Genomic DNA, 19,343 nt, shown 5'->3' on the forward strand with positions numbered 1-19,343 from the left:
TGATTCCTTTTCCAAAAGGGAAAATCCGGTGATAAAGGCGCACGTTTTACTTCTTCAGCTTTCTTCTGTCCTCTCCGTTTTTGTGTAAATATGAAGTTCAATCTATGCAGCCTTATGCATATCTTCGCACTCGTCGTTCGTCCTTATTGGACAGTTGCAAGGCTTTCCTGGATCTGTTTCACGGCATTATCCAGTGACGCCTTCACGTCCTTATCGGTATCCCATATGTCCGTAATGGCCGACGTGATCGGTCCCCATACACTGTCCATGGCAGGAAGCGAAGGCATTGGCGTAGAGTTGTTGAACTGTTCAAGGAAGGCCTTATTGATCGGGTCCTCCTGCAACTTCGGATCAGCAGCCACGTTTTTGTTCGCAGGAAGTGTGCCGTTCAGGTCAAAGTTCTCCATTTGAGCTTCTTCATTGGAAAGGAACGCTGCCAAGAGCTTCGACGCATTCGGGTATTGTGTAAATGCATTCACATAATAGGCTTTAACACCTGAGAAGGAGGTCATCGGTTTGCCATCGATTGCCGGAAGCGGAGCAACGCCAAAATCAATACCTGCATTGCGATAATCGGAAATGGTCCACGGTCCGTTAATGTCCATAGCCAGCTTGCCACTGGAGAATAAGCCTTTTTTGATATCATAGTTCACGTCACCCATCTTAAGCGGCAGTACTTCCGACTTCAGCGTCTGCAAGAACTGTCCACCCTTCTGGGCTCCTTCGTTATTCAGACCGAGATCCGCGCTATCCATCCCGTTATCCCCAAAAATATAACCGCCCTGTGACGCTAAGAAAGCATAGTTATAGTAAAATTGCTGCAATTCCCACATCAGCGCATACTGATTGGACTTCACATTATTGAAAGTCTTGGCGAAACTGATAATCTCATCAAAGTTTTTCGGAGCTTCTGGATAGAGTGCCTTGTTATAGAAAAGGGCGTAGGTCTCCACGCTGTACGGATAGCCGTACAGGATATCCTTGAACGTCACTGCCTTCAACGCGTTGTCACTGGTGTTCTCTACGGTCTCTGCTTCGAATATGTCATTGGGCAGAATAAGTCCCGCTTCTGAAGCGCTACCAATCTTATCGTGTGGGAAAACAACCACATCTGCCGCCAGACCCGCTGGGCCATCCGTCGTCAGCTTGGTTACCTGATCGGTTGGAGGTAATTCCTCCATTTTGACCGTTACCCCATATTTTTCTTCGAATTTTTTGGCTCTTTGTTCAATAAAGCTGCTTTGATTTTTGTCCTCCCAGATGACCAGGGTTGCACCTTCTTCAGGCTGAAGGTTCTCGGATGTCAGCTCTACAACTTCCTCCGGATTCTCACCTGCCGTAGTTGGAGATGGACTTCCACCTCCAGCCCCGCACGCAGCCAGTGTAAAAGCCATCATGACGGACAATGTTGCCCCTTGCCATTTTCTCATGTAAAATGTCCCCTTCCCTCTGCTTGGTCCAACAAAGTTCGCGCTTTTCACCCTTTTGTCTGCGTATGTTGTCAGGTTTTGCACCCCATATTCCCTTTTGTACAAACGTTTGCTCAAATGGAAGACAAGATGACCTCTCCGTTCAATATGTAGGGGTAAACAAGTCAAGAAGTATGTAAATCCACTGATGTAAGCGCTACAATAACAATCACATCATACAATAACGAACTTTATTTGCACAAACGTTTGCACAAGCCATATTTGCTCAATTTTAACCATTTTCTTTCTTCTACCTACAGTAATTTCCTGTTTCCTTGTTCTGACTCTTTCTTCCTTAATTTTACTTCACGTGCATCCCTTACTCGGCAGTTAGCAATTGATTTCTCGTATCCTTTGGATTACCATAGGAGAATATTTATACGATTGTTCAGAAGGGATTTTTTACATGATTACGATCAAGGATATTGCCAAATTGGCGGGTGTTTCCCCTTCTACAGTGTCACGGGTGATTTCCAACCATCCTAGAATCAGCACCAAAACGTCTCTCAAAGTGAAGCAAATCATGAAAGAATTAAACTACCATCCCAACATCATCGCGAAGAGCCTGGTTTCCAAAACAACACATACCCTTGGGATTATGCTTCCGCGTCCTGCAGAAGAGTTGTTTCAGAATTACTTTTTTGGGGAACTGCTGCGAGGTATTATTACACATGCCACCCGTATGAATTATGAATTGCTGCTAACAACCGAAACATCATCAGACAATGAATTGCATGCGATATCACGCCTTGTGCATGGCCGTAGAGTGGATGGCATTCTGCTGCTTGGGTCCAAACGAGATGATCCTATCATTTCATTTTTGGAAGCGGAAAAGTTTCCTTTTGTGTTAATCGGTCGCAGTGAAGCTCATCCAAATGCCCCCATGGTGGATAACGACAATGTGCAGACTGCTTATGATGCAACGCACCATCTGATCGCCCAAGGGCATACGCGAATTGGATTTGTCAGTGGCCCACCGGACATTACGTTATCGCATGATCGCATGTTAGGATACCAAAAAGCGCTTGCCCAAGCCGGGCTGGATGCGGATAGTGATTGGATTGTGGAAGGCGAATTTCTGCAGGAAAGTGGATTCAGAGCGATGTCGCTGTTCATGTCCTTGCCGGACAGACCCACCGCAATTGTTGTCATCGATGACAATGTGGCCTTTGGGGTATTGAGAGCTCTTGCTGAGCTTCATTATCTGGTGCCTGAAGATATCAGTGTGGTCAGTTTTAACAATATTGCGTTATCGGAACTGGCTTCACCCCCACTAAGCTCTATAGATATCGGAACCTATCAGCTTGGTTATACAGCCGTTCAGGTATTGTTAAAAATTCTTAGTGGGGAACCACAGCTTCATAATCCGGTCATTATCCCCCATCGTCTGATCGTGCGTGAATCCTCACTCTTTTCCAAGCCAAAGCCACCCTCAGATTGATTCATTTCGAGTATCCGTGTAGTAATGCAAACGTTTGTCCTACACGGAATATGATGCTGTTATCCACCGTACGTAGGTGCATAGGTGCAAAAAAAGAAGCCGCATATACTCATGCGGCTTCCTTAATTCACACACTATTTCCGTACTCCATGCTGGACTGCACTTGAATGGATTTAGTAAGAGCTCCAGCCAGCATCTGCTGTAACGACAGTTCCGTTCACGAAGCTGGACTCGTCAGATCCAAGGAACAAGGCTACCTTGGCGATCTCTTCGCTCGTCCCAATCCGTGGGTTGATTGCCATGCCCAGTTGTTGCCGCCCTGCACCGTATGGGCTAATGCCAGTCATGGATGCGCTGATGTTGGTTGCAACGGCACCTGGGGCGATCGCATTACAACGAATGCCTTGCTCAGCATACATGTACCCTGTATTTTTGGTGAATCCTACGACCGCATGTTTGGACGCCGTATAGGCTGCTCCTGCACGTCCGCCATGTAGGCCCCCTGCCGAAGCAATGTTCACGATAATACCTTTTTGTTTTTCCAGGAAGATCGGCAATACTTTACGTGTTGTCCGCATCACACTGGTCGTGTTTACAGCAAACAATCTCTCCCACTTCTCATCCGTTATATCTGCTGCCGGCTCCATGCCATCCATAATGCCCGCGTTGTTAATCAGAATATCTACTGTACCGTATGTGCTCACCGTCGTATCGATCAGATTTTGCACATCTTCTTCTTTAGCTACATTGGCCAGAACGACAATCGCTTCTCCACCCTGTGCCTTAATATCATTCACTACCGCTTGTGCGGATTCTTCGTTAATATCCGATACAACGACTTTCGCGCCTTCTTGGGCATACAACGTGGCAATTGCTTTCCCCATACCTGAACCAGCACCTGTAACAACTGCAACTTTATCTTGAAGTTTCATTCCATGTATCCTCCTTTGTGTATTCGTTTACAATAAGTTAACAAACAAATGTTCATTAACTCCTATCCTTAGTATAATAAGTCATAGCGTTTCACTTCAATCAGTAAAAGCTTGTCCAGTTGTACGTTAAACAACACTATTAAGCCTGAATGTACTTTAACTAATAAAGTGAACTCGCGAGGAGGTAAATAGATGTCTGAAACTCTGAATTCGATGGACCGAAGAATTAAAAAATCAAAAGCTGCACTGAAAGATGCACTCATTCATTTGATGCAAAAACATCCCTTTAAAGAAATTTCCATCACGGATATTGTGCAGCGAGCCGACCTGAATCGGGGAACTTTCTACAGACATTATCAGTACAAAGAAGACCTGTTCAACGAAATTATAGATGATGTAATTCAGGATCTGGTAACTTCTTTCCGCAAACCTTATCAGGATGAGGAAGAGTTCGAAGTCAATCTGATGCCCTCTTCGGCGATCACTATATTTGAGCATGTGCACCAACATGCACAATTCTACACACTGGTTGTAAAATCTGAGGCTTCCTCCAACTTTCAGCGCATGATCTGTGATGTCCTTCGGGATCTCGCTTTACAGGATCTGAACCATATCTTCCCTCCGCACATCAACCATGAAATATTGGCAAGCTACCAATCTCATGCCATATTTGGCATGATCATGGAGTGGATCAGACAGGATTTCAAGCACAGCCCCGCCTACATGGCCGAGGAGTTGTTCAAGATCATCCATTACAAGCCAGATAATGTCGTGTTAAAAAACTGAAATTTTGAATCATCTTACTTCCCTTTAGTAGGGTGATTGAGATTAATTTCAAGAAAGCTTCCCACCAAAATTATGTAAATGTATTCCTGTAATTTCTGGTAATGATATGTTAGGTTATCCAATGGAATACAAACAAAAGGAGGATGAGATTACATTTGAAGAAGTCGTGGATTATATCATTGATTACCAGTTTTGTTTTGCTTGGCGGAGTGCTTTTCTCTCCAGCCGCTTCTGCTGATGCAGCCAAAGTAGCAACCTCTACATATTCAGATTCAGATCAGAGTTATGCAGAATTTAAAGAGTACACTAATCAGTTATTTGCTCTTGAAACTTATGAGGCCAAAGCCTTTACCGCTTTGGAAAGTATCGACACCCAGGTAACTTCAACAAACCGCAAGTCCATGTACCTTAAACTTACGAATACGGTGATCCCCAATTATACGAAATTGGTATCCAAGGCAAAACAAATCAAGCCTACCAACCCGCAAATCAAGAAAATTCACGCCACATTTGTTAAGGCAAGTTACACTCAGCTCGAAGGGTACCTGTTGTACCAAAAGGCAGTATCCAAGAACAAAGTGAATTACACGTTACTAAAACAGGGTAATGCCAAAGTAAACACCGCTAGTGTTCTAATGGATCAATGCGAACAACAGTTATACGCCTATGCAAGAAGCTTGGGGTATGACAGTTAGTACCTATCTTCATAGAAGCCAAAAAGCGACCATTCCCCATGCTTAATGAGGAACGGTCGCTTCTTCTAATTATAGAAATAAAGATAACAATATAATGCGTATTTATTTCTCTCTCTTCTGATCACAGCCCCAGCTTCTGCCCTTTCTCCAACCGCTGAATCTGCTGCTCTCCGGTATCCGCAAGTTCACGGAACTGGTTAATCGTCTCGCGCATTCTTGGCAGAGCTTCCTGCTTATAAAGACTGATCGAATCAAGTGCTGACAGCACATCGGTGAACGCCTGTTTCATCGTATCCACGGAGATGCTGGCTTCATACGCCTGCTTCTGGATGGCAATCCCCTGATCCTTGAGCATCTTGGATGTTCCGGCGATCAGATCGTTGGTTGTCTGGTTCAGCAACTCAATTTTCTGCAATACAATCTTCTGATTATACAAAGCGCTTGCTACTGTAACGGCAATTTTCAATGCCGAGATCGTTACATTCTTCGCACGGTCTACGCCTCGAATTAGTTCCTTGTTGTTGCGAATTACCACTTCAATCGCCATGATGCCCTGCTGATTCACGACCAGCATTTGTTGTAGATCCATCACCCGCTGACGGAGTGGGAACAACACTTCTTCCGTAATAAACCGGACTTTTTCAGGGTCTTCATTCCGAACCTTGGCAGCTTCAATCTGCGCATCGATGGACTCATCCATGAGCACGCCAAGTTGAATTTCCTTTTGCAGTCGTTTGGTGAGTTCCCGCAGGTTCTGCTGTTCAATCTCCAGCGTTGTATTATCGTTACGCAGGGTAGATCTGCCTTTATCCAAAGAGGTTACGATGTCAGCGATGACTGCGTCAGCCTTCTGGTATTTCAGGAAATAGGCGCGCAGCGGATTGAACAATTTCCCGAGAAAACCGGTCTTGGCAAAGTCGACCACGCTCGGGTCGAGATCCTTCAGTTGCATATGCAGCTCGGTCAAACCTTTGGCGACCTGACCGCCCTCGTCTCCCGTCTTGGACAGATGTCCAACGGAGACTTGAAGCAAGGCGTTTTTCTCAGAAGAGGATCTCATCGTGTTCATGCCAAAGCCGTCAATGGATTGCAGAATCTCTTTGCGTTTCTCCAGGGATTCGAGATCCAGTGTCATGATCATCTCTACGTTGGCATTCGCCACTTGCTGAAGCTCCGCGACCTCGGCGGGCACGGGTTTCACTTCTTCTTCGATCACCTTCTGAATTTCCTTCTGGCTCGGTATTTCCATTGAAAATGACATCTACAGTTCCCCCTTTAGATTACATCTGTACGTTAAACAGGTTTCCGATTTTGTACACGACATCGTCGGTATCGGCATTGATGCTTGCGGCTTCGTTAATGCTGGAGATGCTCTCCAAAGCCTTGATGTCCGCGTTGTATCCAATCGTATAGATTGGCACTTTGTACGTCTCAACCAGATCCCGAATATCCTTGAGGGTATGACCTTCATTGGTCTCGCCATCACTCAGGACAAAAATCAGCGGCTTCACATTTGGATCAGCAGCCATATAATCTTCCAGCATCTTCATCGCCACCACGATCCCGTCAAAGGTCGCTGTACCACCGCCAGCTTGCAGACTATCAACTGTTCCGACAAACATGGACTGCTGGTTCGTATCATACTTGGCAATCGGCAGATTCACGGTTACCCCGCTAGAATAAGAGACCAGGCCAATACTATTCTCAGTGCCCAGGTACTTCTGACCTTTGCGTAGGGACTCCTTCAGTCGGTTAAGCGGTTCGCCGTCCATGCTTCCGGATACGTCTGTCACAAACACGGCAGCAATAGGTTTACTGCCATTCTTCTTCTCTTTCCATACTTTCTGTGCAGACAACAACGTGCCGCCATCCACAGTAGCCAGTTCGGATTTGTAATCCTGTAACCCGTTGAAACCGAACTCCACCGCCGATTGTTGGTACTTTGCTTGGGTTACGAATTCCGCGAACTTCTGGATGATTTCCTGTTTATTCTGCGGCAATTGTCCCAATGCATACAGCGGGCTATCATGTCTCACACCAAATGGTGTAAAGACGTATCCACTCTTCAGATCAGCGGTATTCACATACGTCTGGTATTCGAGTACAAAGGCATCCAGTCTGCCGGACTTGGCAGCCTCCCTCATCTGAATCGTTGTCGAAGCTGTAAACGGTACATTCGTCTGGAATTTTTCGAACCCTTCAATAGCCTTCTCGCCAAGCGGGTTGGCGCTGTCATACGTATTCAGTGCAGTCACCAGGAAATTCAGTCCTGTGGAGCTGGCAAATGGATCGGTATATCCCATCGCGAGTTCATTGTTGGCAATCGCTTCGGTTACGGTTTTTACATTAACGGAGCCGTACGTATCAACCAGTGCATCATATTTGGCTTTGGAGATGACAATACCCGGAACATTCCCAACCAGTCGCTCGGACACCATCTCGGTCTTCACCCCACTGGCCTCGACCATCTCTCCCCACAGTTCATTGGAAGGTGTGAAGGCATCCGGCATATACTTACCAGACTTGATATAATCGGTGGCCGTACCGGAGGCAATGTTGCGGATTTTGACCGATACCTGTTTCCCCCCAACGGTAATATTTGCTTTGTTGAACTCCTCGCCCACTTCGGTTAACCAGCCGTCTACCCCGCTGCCCGACTTCTCCGGGGAAGAGAAGATTTCGACGTAATCATTTGTTGTATTCTCTACGGCAATTGCAAATTTGGAGATATCCGGCAGTGATTCTGCCACATCGACCGGGTCGAGATCAATCTGTCCTTTGACCGGTTCCGCCGTCGCTGGCGCAATGTCCGCGTACAGTTTCCCCAGTTCCTTACCTGCATTCTCTGTGCTCACCTGTGTAGTCGACTTGCCAAAGTTCGACGTCAGTGTAATCCCTGCATAGACCAAACCAAATACGAGCACCAGCATTACAATCGATATGAAAAAAAACTTTCCCTTCTTGGCCATACGAGCAACCCCTCACTGTCTGTATAATTTGGTGTGCTTGATTAACTGATCAATTTCCTGCATACAAGGCATCTGTTCAATATCTCCGGCTTCAAAGCTGTCGAGGCGTGAAATCTCGAGTAACAACTGATCGAGCTTGAGCAAAATTTCCTCATTGGTGTGTAATGCATTTTTCACATAAGACAGATAATCGTTGTATACCTTGGTTTTTTCCTGAAAAAGCTTCTGGGGAATGCTTTCGGATTTGGATTTCATCATGTTGGCATAGTCAGCTTCATCAAATACATTCAACCGGTTCAGCACACTGCGGATGTTCAGATATAACAGCTTCTCCACTTCCAATGTGACCGAAGCAAATTTCTTGTAGCTCAGTTCCCCGGGATCAAACCGTTGATGAAGCACGTTCAGGAGGGTTTCTTTTTTCTTTTTCATCCGGCTAAGTTGGGACAGCCCCAGCGTAATATCTTCTTCGAGGACTTTGATGCGTCTATAAAAAGATAGTGCTTCCACATAATCTTCATGCGTTTCGATATGCTTCACGGGCAGGACTACCGGTTGTCTGAACAGCAAGGTGTAACTTCCATATAAGAGTGCCATTGCACTGCCAAACAGAAGGGTAACGGATAGCGCAGTTATGAATGCACCCTCCTCGAAATTCAGCCCGATAAAGCCGGGTGAGAATGCCAAAACATTCACAGCCACAATACCGAGGATTAATCCCAACAATTTTATGTACTTGATCATGTTCAATCATCCGACCTCCTTTCATGTTATATATTGGTGCTTCATGTCGTAATTTTCCTATTCAACTTATTCTTATTGTACATGATGTTAACGCTCTCAGGTGGATATGATTGGATATTTGAATACTCATAATATACGTGGTTTGGGCTTATCCCATTTCATATTTTCAGGGACAACGTGGAACTTGGCAGGAAATTTTGTGGTCAATCCATAAAAAGTGAGTTTTACGAGACAGCAGATTGTGGAGATGAAATGTTATCAGGTAATACGTGGAAAATAGCTATGCGTGTCATTTTTTATATAAGACTTGTCTGAAAAAGGAGCACAATAATTACCCCGGCGAAGGTGCCGGAGTATATGAGACAGGCAGATGCGTTGCTGTCCGTTGAAGGTGCTTAAAATTGAAAAGTCAACGGTGTGAGTATAAATTGATATATGCTTAATCAGATTATCTACACATTTGGGATTGAGGAACGAGATTCAATCCGAAATTAACATTCTGAAGCCTTGTTAAATGTTTCCGTTTGGATGTTGTCTCTTGACCTTGAGCTAAGAAATTAATTTTAACAATAAAATGACCACTACAATTTTTGATTAGAAAATGTAGTGGCCATTTTTATTGTTGTTGAGGGACGACCTTTTGATAAAAAACAAAATTATTCTAACTCCCAAACTTCACGGGCTTTGGCGAACAACATTTCCATTTGGGGTTTGTATTCGTTAATTTTTTTATTCTCAGGTGAATCAACATTAACAATAGGCTCAAGATTCTCGTTAATCATGCTTTCAAAAGCAAGTCCGTCTTTCTCCAATCTAACACCATACTCGTTTTTTTCAAATAAGCTTGGCCATATGATTAGTGATGCCGTACCATCTTCATTGACCACTCCAAGATTTCCTGTATAACTTAGGAAGTCAGGCTTTTTCACATTGAAATAATAACCATCTTTTTTAAAATGGTTGACGCCAAATTCATTCTTTGGTACTGCATCGGTATAAGGCTTGTATTGGACAGTAACAATGCTAAACCAGATGCCAACATAGACAACTGCAACAGATAATATTGTAAGTGATATATTTCTGAACTTTTTGGATTTCATAAACTAATCAGTCTTCCCCTCTGTTTTTTTATCTCATCATCGTGCGTTACTAGAATAACAGTTTTTCCACTTTCATTTAAATCGTTCAAAATACCGAGTACGATCTCAGCGTTTTGACGATCAAGTGAACCTGTCGGTTCATCTGCTAAAATGATGTCGCATTTCTTTAACATTAGACGAGCTAAGGCAACTCTTTGTTGTTCGCCACCTGATAAAGTATAGACCTTTTTTTGTAGTTTACTTTCTAAACCTACTCTAGAGAGTGCTTCTTCGATTGTTAATTCTGTTTTGCATTCTTTACGAATCAACTTCAAATTTTCATTAACCGTTTTATTCTCAATTAAGGCAAAATTTTGAAAAAGAAACCCAATTTTGGTCCTAAAGTAATGTAGATGGTTTTTCTTTGATTGCAAATCAATACCATCAACAACAATAGTTCCTTCATCATAACTTTCTATGGCACCAATCATATTTAATAGTGTTGTTTTTCCGCAACCAGACGGTCCTGAGAATATTACAAATTCCCCGTCTGGAATAATTAAATTGAATTCAGAAAACAATAAACGGTCTCCAAATTTTTTGCTTAAGTTTTTAATCTCTATCATGAAGTCTCTCCTTTAAGCACTCTCTGAATATTCAGTCTTTCAATTTTTGCTACATAGTAGGATATAACTAGAATTTCAGTCAAGAAGATAAGACAGCCACCCACGGCTATATGAACTGGGTTTCCGATTGAAGCGAGAAATGAAACTAAAATTGCCAATAGTAGAGTTAATGAGTTTGTTATTATCGTCATCAAATATATCTTTTTATTTTTTTGAAAGAGTGTATATCCAAAGACCTTTTTAAGTGAAAGCTCTATAGCATTAACTTGATATTCAAGCTTAACGATGGATATGATCATTATCAGTTCCAATGCTAAAATAAGAAGTGTGAAAATAATATTCATATACATGAGACGCTTGGCGACGGACCAATACTCATTGAATTTTTCAAGAACGTTGACCTTATTTACGGTTTGAGTTGAATATCCGTTTTTTGTAATAAAATCATTAAATTCATTATCTGAAATACGATACATAATGTCATTGAAGAAATCCAGTTTAGGTATTCGTGGTGAAATTTCACCCACTAATTGATCACTAGAGATATTATTATATAGAATAATTGGATTGAGCAAGAATTCACTACCAAATGGTTTAAGGTCATCTATACTGATCAATTTTACATTCTCTTTGTAATAAATAACATCATATTTATCTGTTTCTAAATTGTTCCCCTCATAGAATTCAATAGCATGTGTCAAGTTTGGCAGTAGATCTGTCTCTGATGATTTATAAGATTCTGGCACAATGAAATAAAATTGTTTACTCGAGATGTCAGTTGTTAGAGAGTGGATGTGCTCTTTTAAATACGCCAGAGTATTCTTATTAGCATAAATAGCTTGTTTACCAACTATCCCCGAAATATCTGTTAATAATGTAGCGTCAGCCTTCTTGAAGAAGGTCCTATAAAATTTTTCTTGTATGACACTGTCTTCATCAGTGTTGCCCGTAATATTGCCATCTTTCGTAACTTCCAATTTGTTTTCTATCCGTGTGTAAAAATAATTCTCATGCTTCTCAAAAAAAGGTTTCTGTTTATACATTTCATAAGACTCGAATATAACTGCAATATTACTTGAGATCAGCAGTATAGTTAATACAGCTGTTATACTTTTTAGAACATAATTTAGTGATAAGATTTTTCTAGATTGCTTAGAATTCTTTAAAGTTTCATTTATTCGATAAGAATACAGATTTAAAAAGATAATTGAGTTAATAACAATTAGTAAACCAAACAATAACAAAGCGAGAGTGAACTTGTAAAATATGAAAGTGAAATTGTTTAATATAACAATAGCTATTAGAAAGGATAGGACATATGCCAATATGTCTAGTGATATATTTTTCACATAAATGCGGTGTATACTTTCTCCCATTGTAACTCTTACAACATTTTCTTTTTTTTGCAATAACACATCATAGAAAGATAAAACAATAATGATTCCGATAGCTACAATCCAAGATATTAAAACCATAAATTCCGAATTATGATATATGAAACCCTCTTGTGGAAAATTGCCAGCATATTTATCAATTAACTCAATCTTAAATTGATCTGCCTGATCTTTATCACCCATAATATAATAATCATAGACATTACTGATATCTTTTAATTCATTTAAATCGTGAAAATCAAAACTTACCTTACCTAAAAAAAGGCTCGAATATTCCTGAGTATAGATATTTAAGTTTTCATTAATTTTCTTTTCGACATTCTCAGTCCCATAGATGTGATAGCTTGAGTTTAAGGGAGAAGCAGATTGTCTCTCATATACAAATACCTCAATACCATTTTTTTTTGCAGCTTCTTTGATTTCGGTAATCATTTTGTCTTGTGTTGTATTTTCAGGTAAAAAGAAAGTTGTACTATAGTATCCTGTGTAGAAATTTTCCAACTTGAATATATGGCTTTCTCCGCTTACCAAGAAAACTATGAATATAGTGATAAAGCTTATTAAGTACTTGATTGATTTCAAGGAAAACACCTCAGATAACTATTATGAATGTTTATACCACAAAAGGAATCGATAATGAGTATAGTCATTATCGATTCCTTTCTATTCTATCTCTTACGGTGTGTAAACGATGGAATATGTAACATATGTGCCTTGATGACTTACATCTACTTCTGCCCAGTTACCTGCGTTAGCACTATTGGAATAGTTTGATCCATTGGAAAGAAGTGCAGTATGTGAAACCCCTGAATGTTTGGTATGGACATAATCTTCATCGATTGCAAATTTGTTGAACCCGTATTCCATAATCCAGCTTGGCCCCGAGGCAACTAACTCCCAAGATTTTGTGAAACCTTGACCAGAACTATTTTTTGAAGTTGTAACTGGGGATGCTAAAGCAGAACTCGCAACAGATAACATAGCAATTGTAAGACCAGCTGTAGCTAACAGTTTTTTTATATTCAATCTAATCTCTCCCTTGAAAAAAAGTGAATTGTTTACTTATTTAGTAAATACAATCCCTGACAAAACAATACATTATATTCCACTTTTTTTGTATGTAGTTCAATTTTCCTAGTCCTAAATACGTGTAAGTTTCAATTTAATAAAAGTTTAAATCTTAATTATTGTTCAATGCATTGATTACAAAATTTAGGAAGAATCTAAATGTAGGCGGTGATCTAAATCGGAGAGTTATTTCATCTAAAAGAAGAGCCAGATACATATTCTATTGGTTGGAACTTCAATGCTCAATATGAAGGTAAAGGTTACGCCAGCGAAAGTGTGGAGACTGTTTACTCTTATCTATTCCTGCAAGAAGGTGTCAGAAATCTTTATGCATATGTTGAGGATGATAACTATAGATCACAGAAATTATGTATACGAGTAGGCATGCGTAAAAAAGGGTGTTTTGTTGAATTTATTTCATTTACCAAATATGAAGACGGCACACCTAAATATGAGAACACTTTTCAATGCGCATTGCTGAAAAAAGAATGATTAGATAGAAACTCCAATTTGTAGACTTCCAGGGCGAATCGTATGCGACTCGCCCTAAAAGTTCACATTACTATGGATATCGTTCTATCCAATTCCTGACTTACAAGATCAGGGATTCCGGTTTGCTTCGCGTGGTGCGCACCTCTACAACTTTCCCGGCACATCCATTGTCGCCCTTCGCCTGGAACATTACCTTAACGCTGTCTTTACCTGATGTTACGGCCTCAGGAATATCGTAGGTCACATAGAACACTTCGCCAATCTTGTTCATATGAATTCGCTGCTCACCGATGAGTGTTCCATCCACGGTAATAGCGAATTGTCTGTCATATAACGTACCTTCCCGTTTAAACGCGGAATGATCTCCGCCCCAATAGGCCACACATAGATAATTGGTTGCCTCACGATCCACTGCCAGTTGGTAACTGAAGTAAGCCCCACTGACGCCAAAAGCTTCTCGCCACATATGCAACTTCTTACGGCCATCTGTGGTTGAACCGTTGTGGTGCTCCCCACGGCAGTTGCTATCCAGTTGATGTCCAATCTCATCCTGCTGACCGTCAGCCTCAACCCTGTCGATCGTGATATCGTTCAACTCTTTCTCCAGCGCATCTCCTTCATCGTTAAACGGCCAGTACACGGTATAAAATTCGTGATGCACATCATAGAACGGAATGAGCTTCACGGCTTCGCCTGTGGAAGTAACATCTTTGCTAAGTTCAAATGTTAACGTGTCTGCATCCACAACCTTGATCCACTCTCGTACATCATCCTGCTCCGTCCAGATCACAGGCACAGGTGCAGTCTTGGGATTTAGAGCTGTTTCATCCACAATCGTATCCTCCGGAAGACCCTCGTTTCCTAGTGCACCAGCGAGTACTATCGGGCCGTACAGGAATGCCACTTTGTGGGAATCATCCCGGGCAGTGTACTGGCGGAGTGACATCGGCAGTGTGATGGTGATGACATCGCCCGTTGTCCATGTGCGGTCGATGGAAAGATAACCGGGTTCCATCCGTGTATACGGATGTTCCGTATCCCCGTTAACTGTTGCCGTCATTGGCTCTTGCAGCCATGAGGGCACACGTAATCTTAGATGAGCCGAGGCGTTGCCTCCGGTGATCGTCAGGGTTACCTTTTCCGAATAAGGAAAGTCGGTTTCAAGCTTCAGGGATAATCCCTGTGACGCCCAATCCAGTTGGGAAGCGATATACAGATTGACGTACAGGTCCTGTTCATCCTCAAAATAAATCGCCTCGGCATATTTGCCCGGGTTCTCCATGCCTGATCCTGTGCAGCACCACCAAGCGGTATCGTGAGTACCATAGATTTTGTAGTGGCCTTGCAGCGTTGATGCAAAATACGTTTTGTTCCCCGTATCGGGGTCCTGCGTGCCGAGGATGTGATTATAGATGGCGTTTTCATAATAGTCCATGTAGGCGCTATCGTGATTCCAGGCGAAGAGTTGCTTCGTTAGATGTAACATGTTGTGAGTACAACAGCTCTCTCCTGTTTTGATGCCAAGACTCTCCATGCCCTTTGCTTCGTAATGCTCCGAAATACTCGTCGCACCAAATACATAAGAACGATGATGCACCGTGGTGTTCCAGAAAAACTCTGCCGCTGTCCGATAACTCTCATGAGTATGGTCCTGATTGTAGATTTCGGCTGCACCGATCACTTTGGGAATCTGCGTATTGGCGTGTTTGCCTTGAAGATCGTCTTGCTTGTGCTCCAAAGGTCTCAGGATCAATTGATGGGTGAACTTATTAGCGATCTCAAGATATAAGGCTTTACCGGTAATCCCATACAAGTGTGCGAATACTTCATTCATGCCCCCGTGTTCACTTTGAAGCATCGTCTGCATCTGTTCTTCTGTCATCGGGAGCAATCCTTCGACCGCCCAGTCTGCAAATCGAGTAACCACCTCAAGTGCCTGTCCGTTGCCAGTCAGTTTATAGGCGTCAATCAGGCCGCGATAGATTTTGTGCACACTGTACCAGGGAACCCAGTATTCACCGATATTGAATCCACCGATATTCTCTGCTCGAAAAGCCATGTGGAAAGGTTCTTCGGACAAACCACCGATATACCCGCTCCCCGTGGTCTGCTGGATTCTCGCCAGTTCGGTGACCGCATAATCCAGTCTTTCTTTTAACGTGATATTCCCGGTTGCCTGATACGTCACAGCCAGGGCAGACAGATAATGTCCGAGGGAATGTCCGCTGATGGTACGTGCCTCCCAACCCGCGTAACGCTCTTTTCGGGCAGGTAAACCATGCGCTTCGAAGCATGGAGCCAGGAATCGATCAATATCCAGCGATAACAGGTAACGCTCCCCAACCTCTTGTGATGTTTGAAACACACCATTTAACAGATCTACATGTTCCGGTCCCAGAAATCCTTTTTTCGTATCAATCATGATACTCACTCCTTCTCGGGATGTAATAGATATCCATTGATTCTTGAGGGGTAAAATCCGTTTTTTTAGCTACAAGACTAATACTCATCAATCTACTGTAAAGCTTGAATATCCTCATATTATCAAATAAAATAAAATTACATCAGACTCATAATCCAAGAAAAGGTGGATAAATCCGTCCTATGCAAAAGCCACTGGAACATTACCTGTGCGGCAAGTTCATATCCGAAGGCAACTGGAGCCACATGAGACGCAGCATGCCTGTGCATGAGATCATTTTGATGCTGGAAGGTGAGATGTACATTGCGGAAGAAGAGGAACAATATGTAGTTCGTGCCAACGATCTGTTGTTTCTGCGCGCCGGTCGCACCCATTACGGCTACCAGATTAGCGACACACCCGTCAGTTTCTACTGGGTTCACTATGATGCCGTGCAGGCAGAATTCAACCAGTTTAGGACACATGCCACCATTCAGGTACCTTCCATGGCCAATCAGTTATTCAAGCAATTGCTGCATGTGTCATCCTTCTCACCAGGAGAAGCCGACGCTGCTTTGTTACTGTTGTTCAAGGAGCTGGAGCGCAATATAGAGGCGGATTATCGCCCGCATAATGCAATTGTGGACCATATCTGCAAGTGGGTCGATATTCATCTGCATACAAACATCACGGTGAGTCAGATTGCAGAAAATTTTAATTTTAACAAAGACTATATCTCCAAAATGGTGAAACGTGAGAAAGGTACTGGACTCAAAACCTATATCCTCACAGAACGTATTCGCCGGGCAAAACAATTGCTGCTGAACACCAATTCCAGTGTAAAAGAAATTGCCGGACAGTGCGGCTTCTCCGACTACAAGCTGTTCCTGCGCATGTTCAAGCAATACGAAGGCAATACGCCAACCGAATATCGCAATCATCTGTATTCCACACAGCTCAATCGCTGATATGTTTTGATCTATAGAAATGACTGAGTTACCTATAGAAAATTTGAATGAATCGGATTGAATCCGTTATGGTAAAATGCAAGAAAACTATATTCCATACTTAACCCATAAGAGAAGGGGAATTATAAAATGACAACGGCTGCCGTTACGATTCATCCTGCCACAGAAGCAGACCATCCAGAGATTGTAGATATCCTTGTTGCAAGTTATGCCGAGTATCGGGAGACTTTTGAGCAAAATGAACGATGGGAGGCCTACCTAAAAGATATTCGAGAGTCTGTGGTTAATCCGTACCTGACACAATTATGGATCGCAAAGATTGATGATCAGATCGTTGGTACAGTTCAATTATTCGAAACAGCACGCAAAGCTTATCCAAACTTTGAATTGCCAATCGATTATCCGTTTATTCGGCTGCTGGGTGTTGATCCAAAATGGAGAGGTCACGGGATTGCCAGAGTATTGCTCCAGCAATGCGTAGATTCTGCCAAAGAAATGGGCAAAAATACAGTGTATTTATATACAGGCGGTCAGATGGTCAATGCCATCCGTTTGTATGAGCGTTTCGGATTTACAGAGGATGAGGAGTTCAGCTCCGAGAGTGGCGGGGGCAAGGCAATATGTTTCCGTTATGATTCCTAGTGTTGGGTAACAGCAACACGGGATCAGGGAGCGGAGAATGAAACGTAAAACAGACCGTTCATCATCATGAACGGTCTGTTTTACGTTTATAAATGTCAACTATATAAGTTGCACTAATCATTTACACGATAACGGAGAGGACAGAAAAAACCTGAAAAAGCGAAGCGTTCGCCTAAAAGCTTTCTGAAAGAAAGCTGCATCGGAAGCATACGCTATCCCCGGATTTCCCCTCGAGAAAAGGGAATGGAAAAAAAATCTGGGGATAACAGCGATTGGAAGGTTATTCTGTCATCGTAGTGTCAGTGTAAATAAATTTTAGTTCAACTTATATAACATTTGAAATGGTACATCGCTATTGATTTTTTAGCCGCCAATCTCTACCAAAATCTTCGCATGGCTCTTGTCGCTCATCAACAGCTCAAGCCCTTCCTGCACGATATCGTCCAGTTTGATTTTCTTGGTGATTACCTGTTTCACATCGAGCGACCCTTCAGCAATTAATGAAATCACTTCAGGGAAAATGTGGCGATATGCCAGCGTTGCCGTTAGATTCGCTTCTTTGACCAAAAGATCGAAGAAGTTCACTTGAAGCGGATTTGGTATCGCTGCGATGACAACAACTTCTCCGCCTTTTTTGACAACCGCAATGGCGCTATCCATCGTTGGTTGCACACCCGCTGCTTCATAAGCTACATCAATGCCGCCTGATTGTTTCAAGATTACCTCTGTTGCATTAACTTTGGCACTGTTCACTGGAATGGCTCCCAGCTTGGCTGCCAGGTCGAGACGTTCCTCAAATACATCAACTGCATAGATTTCAGAGGCTCCTGCTGCTTTGGCAGACAGGATGGTTAATAATCCAATTGGACCGGCTCCGTATACGGCTACCTTATTCCCCACTTTCAGCTTGCTGTGACGAACCGCATGGAAGGCTACTGCTGTAGGCTCTACGAGCGCACCTTCTTCGAAAGTGACGTTATCCGGTAAGGGATGAACCATGTACGCTTCAACAACAACATACTCTGCAAAACCACCATCACCATTCAGTCCAACGAATCCAAATTGAGTACATTGGTTGTAACGCCCCTGGATACAGTACTCACATTTTCCACAATGGTACAACGGCTCCACCACAACACGGTCACCTGCACTGATACCGCTTACATTACTCCCCAATTCACTGACGGTTCCTGCAAATTCATGACCTAATGTCAACGGTGCTTTCTGTCCTGAAAGCGGATGATTCTCGCCTTCTTGAATCCCCACACCATGATGATAGGCATGCAAGTCACTGCCGCAGATACCCGCATATTCCACTTTAATTTTGACCTGATCCGCTTGAGCGACCGGAAATTCCCGTTCTTCTACATGAACGTCTTTATGGCCGTACCATACTGCTGCTTTCATGAAGTTCATCCCCTTTATATGCTTGTCTATATAAGTTGAACTAGAAATGTTACACCTAATTACGCTGATTGCAGTACCATCTTTCGATCTCTCTTATCCCCAGATTTTCTTCATTCCCTTGATCCAAGGGAAAAATCCGGTGATAAAGGCGCACGCGCTGCTTCTTCAGATTGGTTCTGCACTCTGCGTTTCTGGTGTAAAAGTAAGGTTCTACTTATATAGTAAAGAAC

General features: G+C 42.7%; 16 protein-coding genes and 1 pseudogene. 6 read left to right on the forward strand and 11 right to left on the reverse strand.

Features of this window, described 5'->3' with window-relative positions:
* Positions 1 to 143: 143 nt before the first annotated feature.
* Positions 144 to 1,430: an extracellular solute-binding protein gene (locus tag ACDJ59_RS21260; protein WP_413405559.1), complete on the reverse strand. Its 1,287-nt coding sequence runs from the start codon at positions 1,428 to 1,430 to the stop codon at positions 144 to 146.
* A 445-nt stretch (positions 1,431 to 1,875) separates the two neighbouring features.
* On the opposite strand from ACDJ59_RS21260, the gene ACDJ59_RS21265 reads away from it, so the two are divergent.
* Complete coding sequence (locus ACDJ59_RS21265) at positions 1,876 to 2,910, forward strand: LacI family DNA-binding transcriptional regulator (RefSeq protein ID WP_091034562.1); 1,035 nt, start codon at positions 1,876 to 1,878, stop codon at positions 2,908 to 2,910.
* Between the two features lie 173 nt (positions 2,911 to 3,083).
* Here the strand turns inward: ACDJ59_RS21265 and ACDJ59_RS21270 are convergent, their stop codons facing one another.
* Positions 3,084 to 3,842: an SDR family oxidoreductase gene (locus ACDJ59_RS21270; RefSeq protein WP_413405561.1), complete on the reverse strand. Its 759-nt coding sequence runs from the start codon at positions 3,840 to 3,842 to the stop codon at positions 3,084 to 3,086.
* A 192-nt stretch (positions 3,843 to 4,034) separates the two neighbouring features.
* Here ACDJ59_RS21270 and ACDJ59_RS21275 point away from each other — a divergent pair, with 192 nt between their 5' ends.
* Both ACDJ59_RS21275 and ACDJ59_RS21280 read left to right on the forward strand, forming a co-directional pair.
* Positions 4,035 to 4,628: a TetR/AcrR family transcriptional regulator gene (locus ACDJ59_RS21275; protein ID WP_076253452.1), complete on the forward strand. Its 594-nt coding sequence runs from the start codon at positions 4,035 to 4,037 to the stop codon at positions 4,626 to 4,628.
* A 155-nt stretch (positions 4,629 to 4,783) separates the two neighbouring features.
* Positions 4,784 to 5,323 carry a hypothetical protein gene (locus ACDJ59_RS21280; protein ID WP_413405563.1) on the forward strand — a complete coding sequence of 180 codons (540 nt, stop codon included), beginning with the start codon at positions 4,784 to 4,786 and terminating at the stop codon, positions 5,321 to 5,323.
* Positions 5,324 to 5,444: 121 nt separating this feature from the next.
* Here ACDJ59_RS21280 and ACDJ59_RS21285 read toward each other — a convergent pair whose 3' ends face one another.
* The 7 genes from ACDJ59_RS21285 to ACDJ59_RS21315 all read right to left on the reverse strand — a co-directional run bounded on the left by ACDJ59_RS21285 (position 5,445) and on the right by ACDJ59_RS21315 (position 13,161).
* Positions 5,445 to 6,584 carry a toxic anion resistance protein gene (locus ACDJ59_RS21285; protein WP_017690481.1) on the reverse strand — a complete coding sequence of 380 codons (1,140 nt, stop codon included), beginning with the start codon at positions 6,582 to 6,584 and terminating at the stop codon, positions 5,445 to 5,447.
* A gap of 19 nt (positions 6,585 to 6,603) precedes the next feature.
* Positions 6,604 to 8,292, reverse strand: a complete 1,689-nt coding sequence (locus ACDJ59_RS21290; protein ID WP_413405565.1) for a VWA domain-containing protein — start codon at positions 8,290 to 8,292, stop codon at positions 6,604 to 6,606.
* 12 nt (positions 8,293 to 8,304) lie between these two features.
* On the reverse strand, positions 8,305 to 9,036 hold the full coding sequence (locus ACDJ59_RS21295) for a hypothetical protein (RefSeq protein WP_413405567.1): 732 nt from the start codon (positions 9,034 to 9,036) through the stop codon (positions 8,305 to 8,307).
* A 656-nt stretch (positions 9,037 to 9,692) separates the two neighbouring features.
* A complete protein-coding gene (locus ACDJ59_RS21300) occupies positions 9,693 to 10,136 on the reverse strand; it encodes a hypothetical protein (protein ID WP_413405569.1) in 444 nt (147 codons plus the stop codon).
* The gene (locus tag ACDJ59_RS21305; protein ID WP_413405571.1) at positions 10,133 to 10,741 is read right to left on the reverse strand and encodes an ATP-binding cassette domain-containing protein; all 609 of its coding nucleotides are present in this window, start codon (positions 10,739 to 10,741) and stop codon (positions 10,133 to 10,135) included. Before ACDJ59_RS21305 ends, ACDJ59_RS21300 begins: the two co-directional genes overlap by 4 nt.
* Positions 10,738 to 12,636: a DUF1430 domain-containing protein gene (locus ACDJ59_RS21310; protein ID WP_413405573.1), complete on the reverse strand. Its 1,899-nt coding sequence runs from the start codon at positions 12,634 to 12,636 to the stop codon at positions 10,738 to 10,740. The genes ACDJ59_RS21305 and ACDJ59_RS21310 overlap by 4 nt, the downstream gene beginning before the upstream one ends.
* A gap of 174 nt (positions 12,637 to 12,810) precedes the next feature.
* Positions 12,811 to 13,161 (reverse strand): hypothetical protein, encoded by a 351-nt coding sequence (locus tag ACDJ59_RS21315; protein WP_413405575.1) that lies wholly within the window; start codon positions 13,159 to 13,161, stop codon positions 12,811 to 12,813.
* 219 nt (positions 13,162 to 13,380) lie between these two features.
* Here ACDJ59_RS21315 and ACDJ59_RS21320 point away from each other — a divergent pair.
* A pseudogene (locus tag ACDJ59_RS21320) lies at positions 13,381 to 13,695 on the forward strand (GNAT family N-acetyltransferase); the annotation flags it as partial.
* 100 nt (positions 13,696 to 13,795) lie between these two features.
* Here ACDJ59_RS21320 and ACDJ59_RS21325 read toward each other — a convergent pair.
* The gene (locus ACDJ59_RS21325; RefSeq protein WP_413405577.1) at positions 13,796 to 16,117 is read right to left on the reverse strand and encodes a beta-L-arabinofuranosidase domain-containing protein; all 2,322 of its coding nucleotides are present in this window, start codon (positions 16,115 to 16,117) and stop codon (positions 13,796 to 13,798) included.
* Between the two features lie 182 nt (positions 16,118 to 16,299).
* Here ACDJ59_RS21325 and ACDJ59_RS21330 point away from each other — a divergent pair, with 182 nt between their 5' ends.
* Together ACDJ59_RS21330 and ACDJ59_RS21335 are read left to right on the forward strand one after the other, a co-directional pair.
* On the forward strand, positions 16,300 to 17,064 hold the full coding sequence (locus tag ACDJ59_RS21330; protein WP_413405579.1) for an AraC family transcriptional regulator: 765 nt from the start codon (positions 16,300 to 16,302) through the stop codon (positions 17,062 to 17,064).
* Positions 17,065 to 17,193: 129 nt separating this feature from the next.
* Entirely contained in the window at positions 17,194 to 17,706 is a 513-nt protein-coding gene (locus ACDJ59_RS21335) for a GNAT family N-acetyltransferase (protein ID WP_413405581.1), read from the forward strand.
* A 363-nt stretch (positions 17,707 to 18,069) separates the two neighbouring features.
* Here ACDJ59_RS21335 and ACDJ59_RS21340 read toward each other — a convergent pair whose 3' ends face one another.
* Positions 18,070 to 19,113, reverse strand: coding sequence for a 2,3-butanediol dehydrogenase (locus ACDJ59_RS21340; protein WP_413405583.1), 1,044 nt, complete (start codon positions 19,111 to 19,113; stop codon positions 18,070 to 18,072).
* Positions 19,114 to 19,343 lie beyond the last annotated feature (230 nt).

Origin of the sequence: Paenibacillus amylolyticus (genome assembly GCF_047302515.1) — a bacterium.
Classification (GTDB): Bacteria; Bacillota; Bacilli; order Paenibacillales; family Paenibacillaceae; genus Paenibacillus; species Paenibacillus amylolyticus_G.

Coding starts and splice junctions, on each gene's coding strand:
- ACDJ59_RS21260 (WP_413405559.1), bottom strand. CDS start 1,430: ATGAGAAAATGGCAAGGGGCAACATTGTCCGTCATGATGGCTTTTACA.
- ACDJ59_RS21265 (WP_091034562.1), top strand. CDS start 1,876: ATGATTACGATCAAGGATATTGCCAAATTGGCGGGTGTTTCCCCTTCT.
- ACDJ59_RS21270 (WP_413405561.1), bottom strand. CDS start 3,842: ATGAAACTTCAAGATAAAGTTGCAGTTGTTACAGGTGCTGGTTCAGGT.
- ACDJ59_RS21275 (WP_076253452.1), top strand. CDS start 4,035: ATGTCTGAAACTCTGAATTCGATGGACCGAAGAATTAAAAAATCAAAA.
- ACDJ59_RS21285 (WP_017690481.1), bottom strand. CDS start 6,584: ATGTCATTTTCAATGGAAATACCGAGCCAGAAGGAAATTCAGAAGGTG.
- ACDJ59_RS21290 (WP_413405565.1), bottom strand. CDS start 8,292: ATGGCCAAGAAGGGAAAGTTTTTTTTCATATCGATTGTAATGCTGGTG.
- ACDJ59_RS21295 (WP_413405567.1), bottom strand. CDS start 9,036: ATGATCAAGTACATAAAATTGTTGGGATTAATCCTCGGTATTGTGGCT.
- ACDJ59_RS21300 (WP_413405569.1), bottom strand. CDS start 10,136: ATGAAATCCAAAAAGTTCAGAAATATATCACTTACAATATTATCTGTT.
- ACDJ59_RS21305 (WP_413405571.1), bottom strand. CDS start 10,741: ATGATAGAGATTAAAAACTTAAGCAAAAAATTTGGAGACCGTTTATTG.
- ACDJ59_RS21325 (WP_413405577.1), bottom strand. CDS start 16,117: ATGATTGATACGAAAAAAGGATTTCTGGGACCGGAACATGTAGATCTG.
- ACDJ59_RS21330 (WP_413405579.1), top strand. CDS start 16,300: ATGCAAAAGCCACTGGAACATTACCTGTGCGGCAAGTTCATATCCGAA.
- ACDJ59_RS21335 (WP_413405581.1), top strand. CDS start 17,194: ATGACAACGGCTGCCGTTACGATTCATCCTGCCACAGAAGCAGACCAT.
- ACDJ59_RS21340 (WP_413405583.1), bottom strand. CDS start 19,113: ATGAAAGCAGCAGTATGGTACGGCCATAAAGACGTTCATGTAGAAGAA.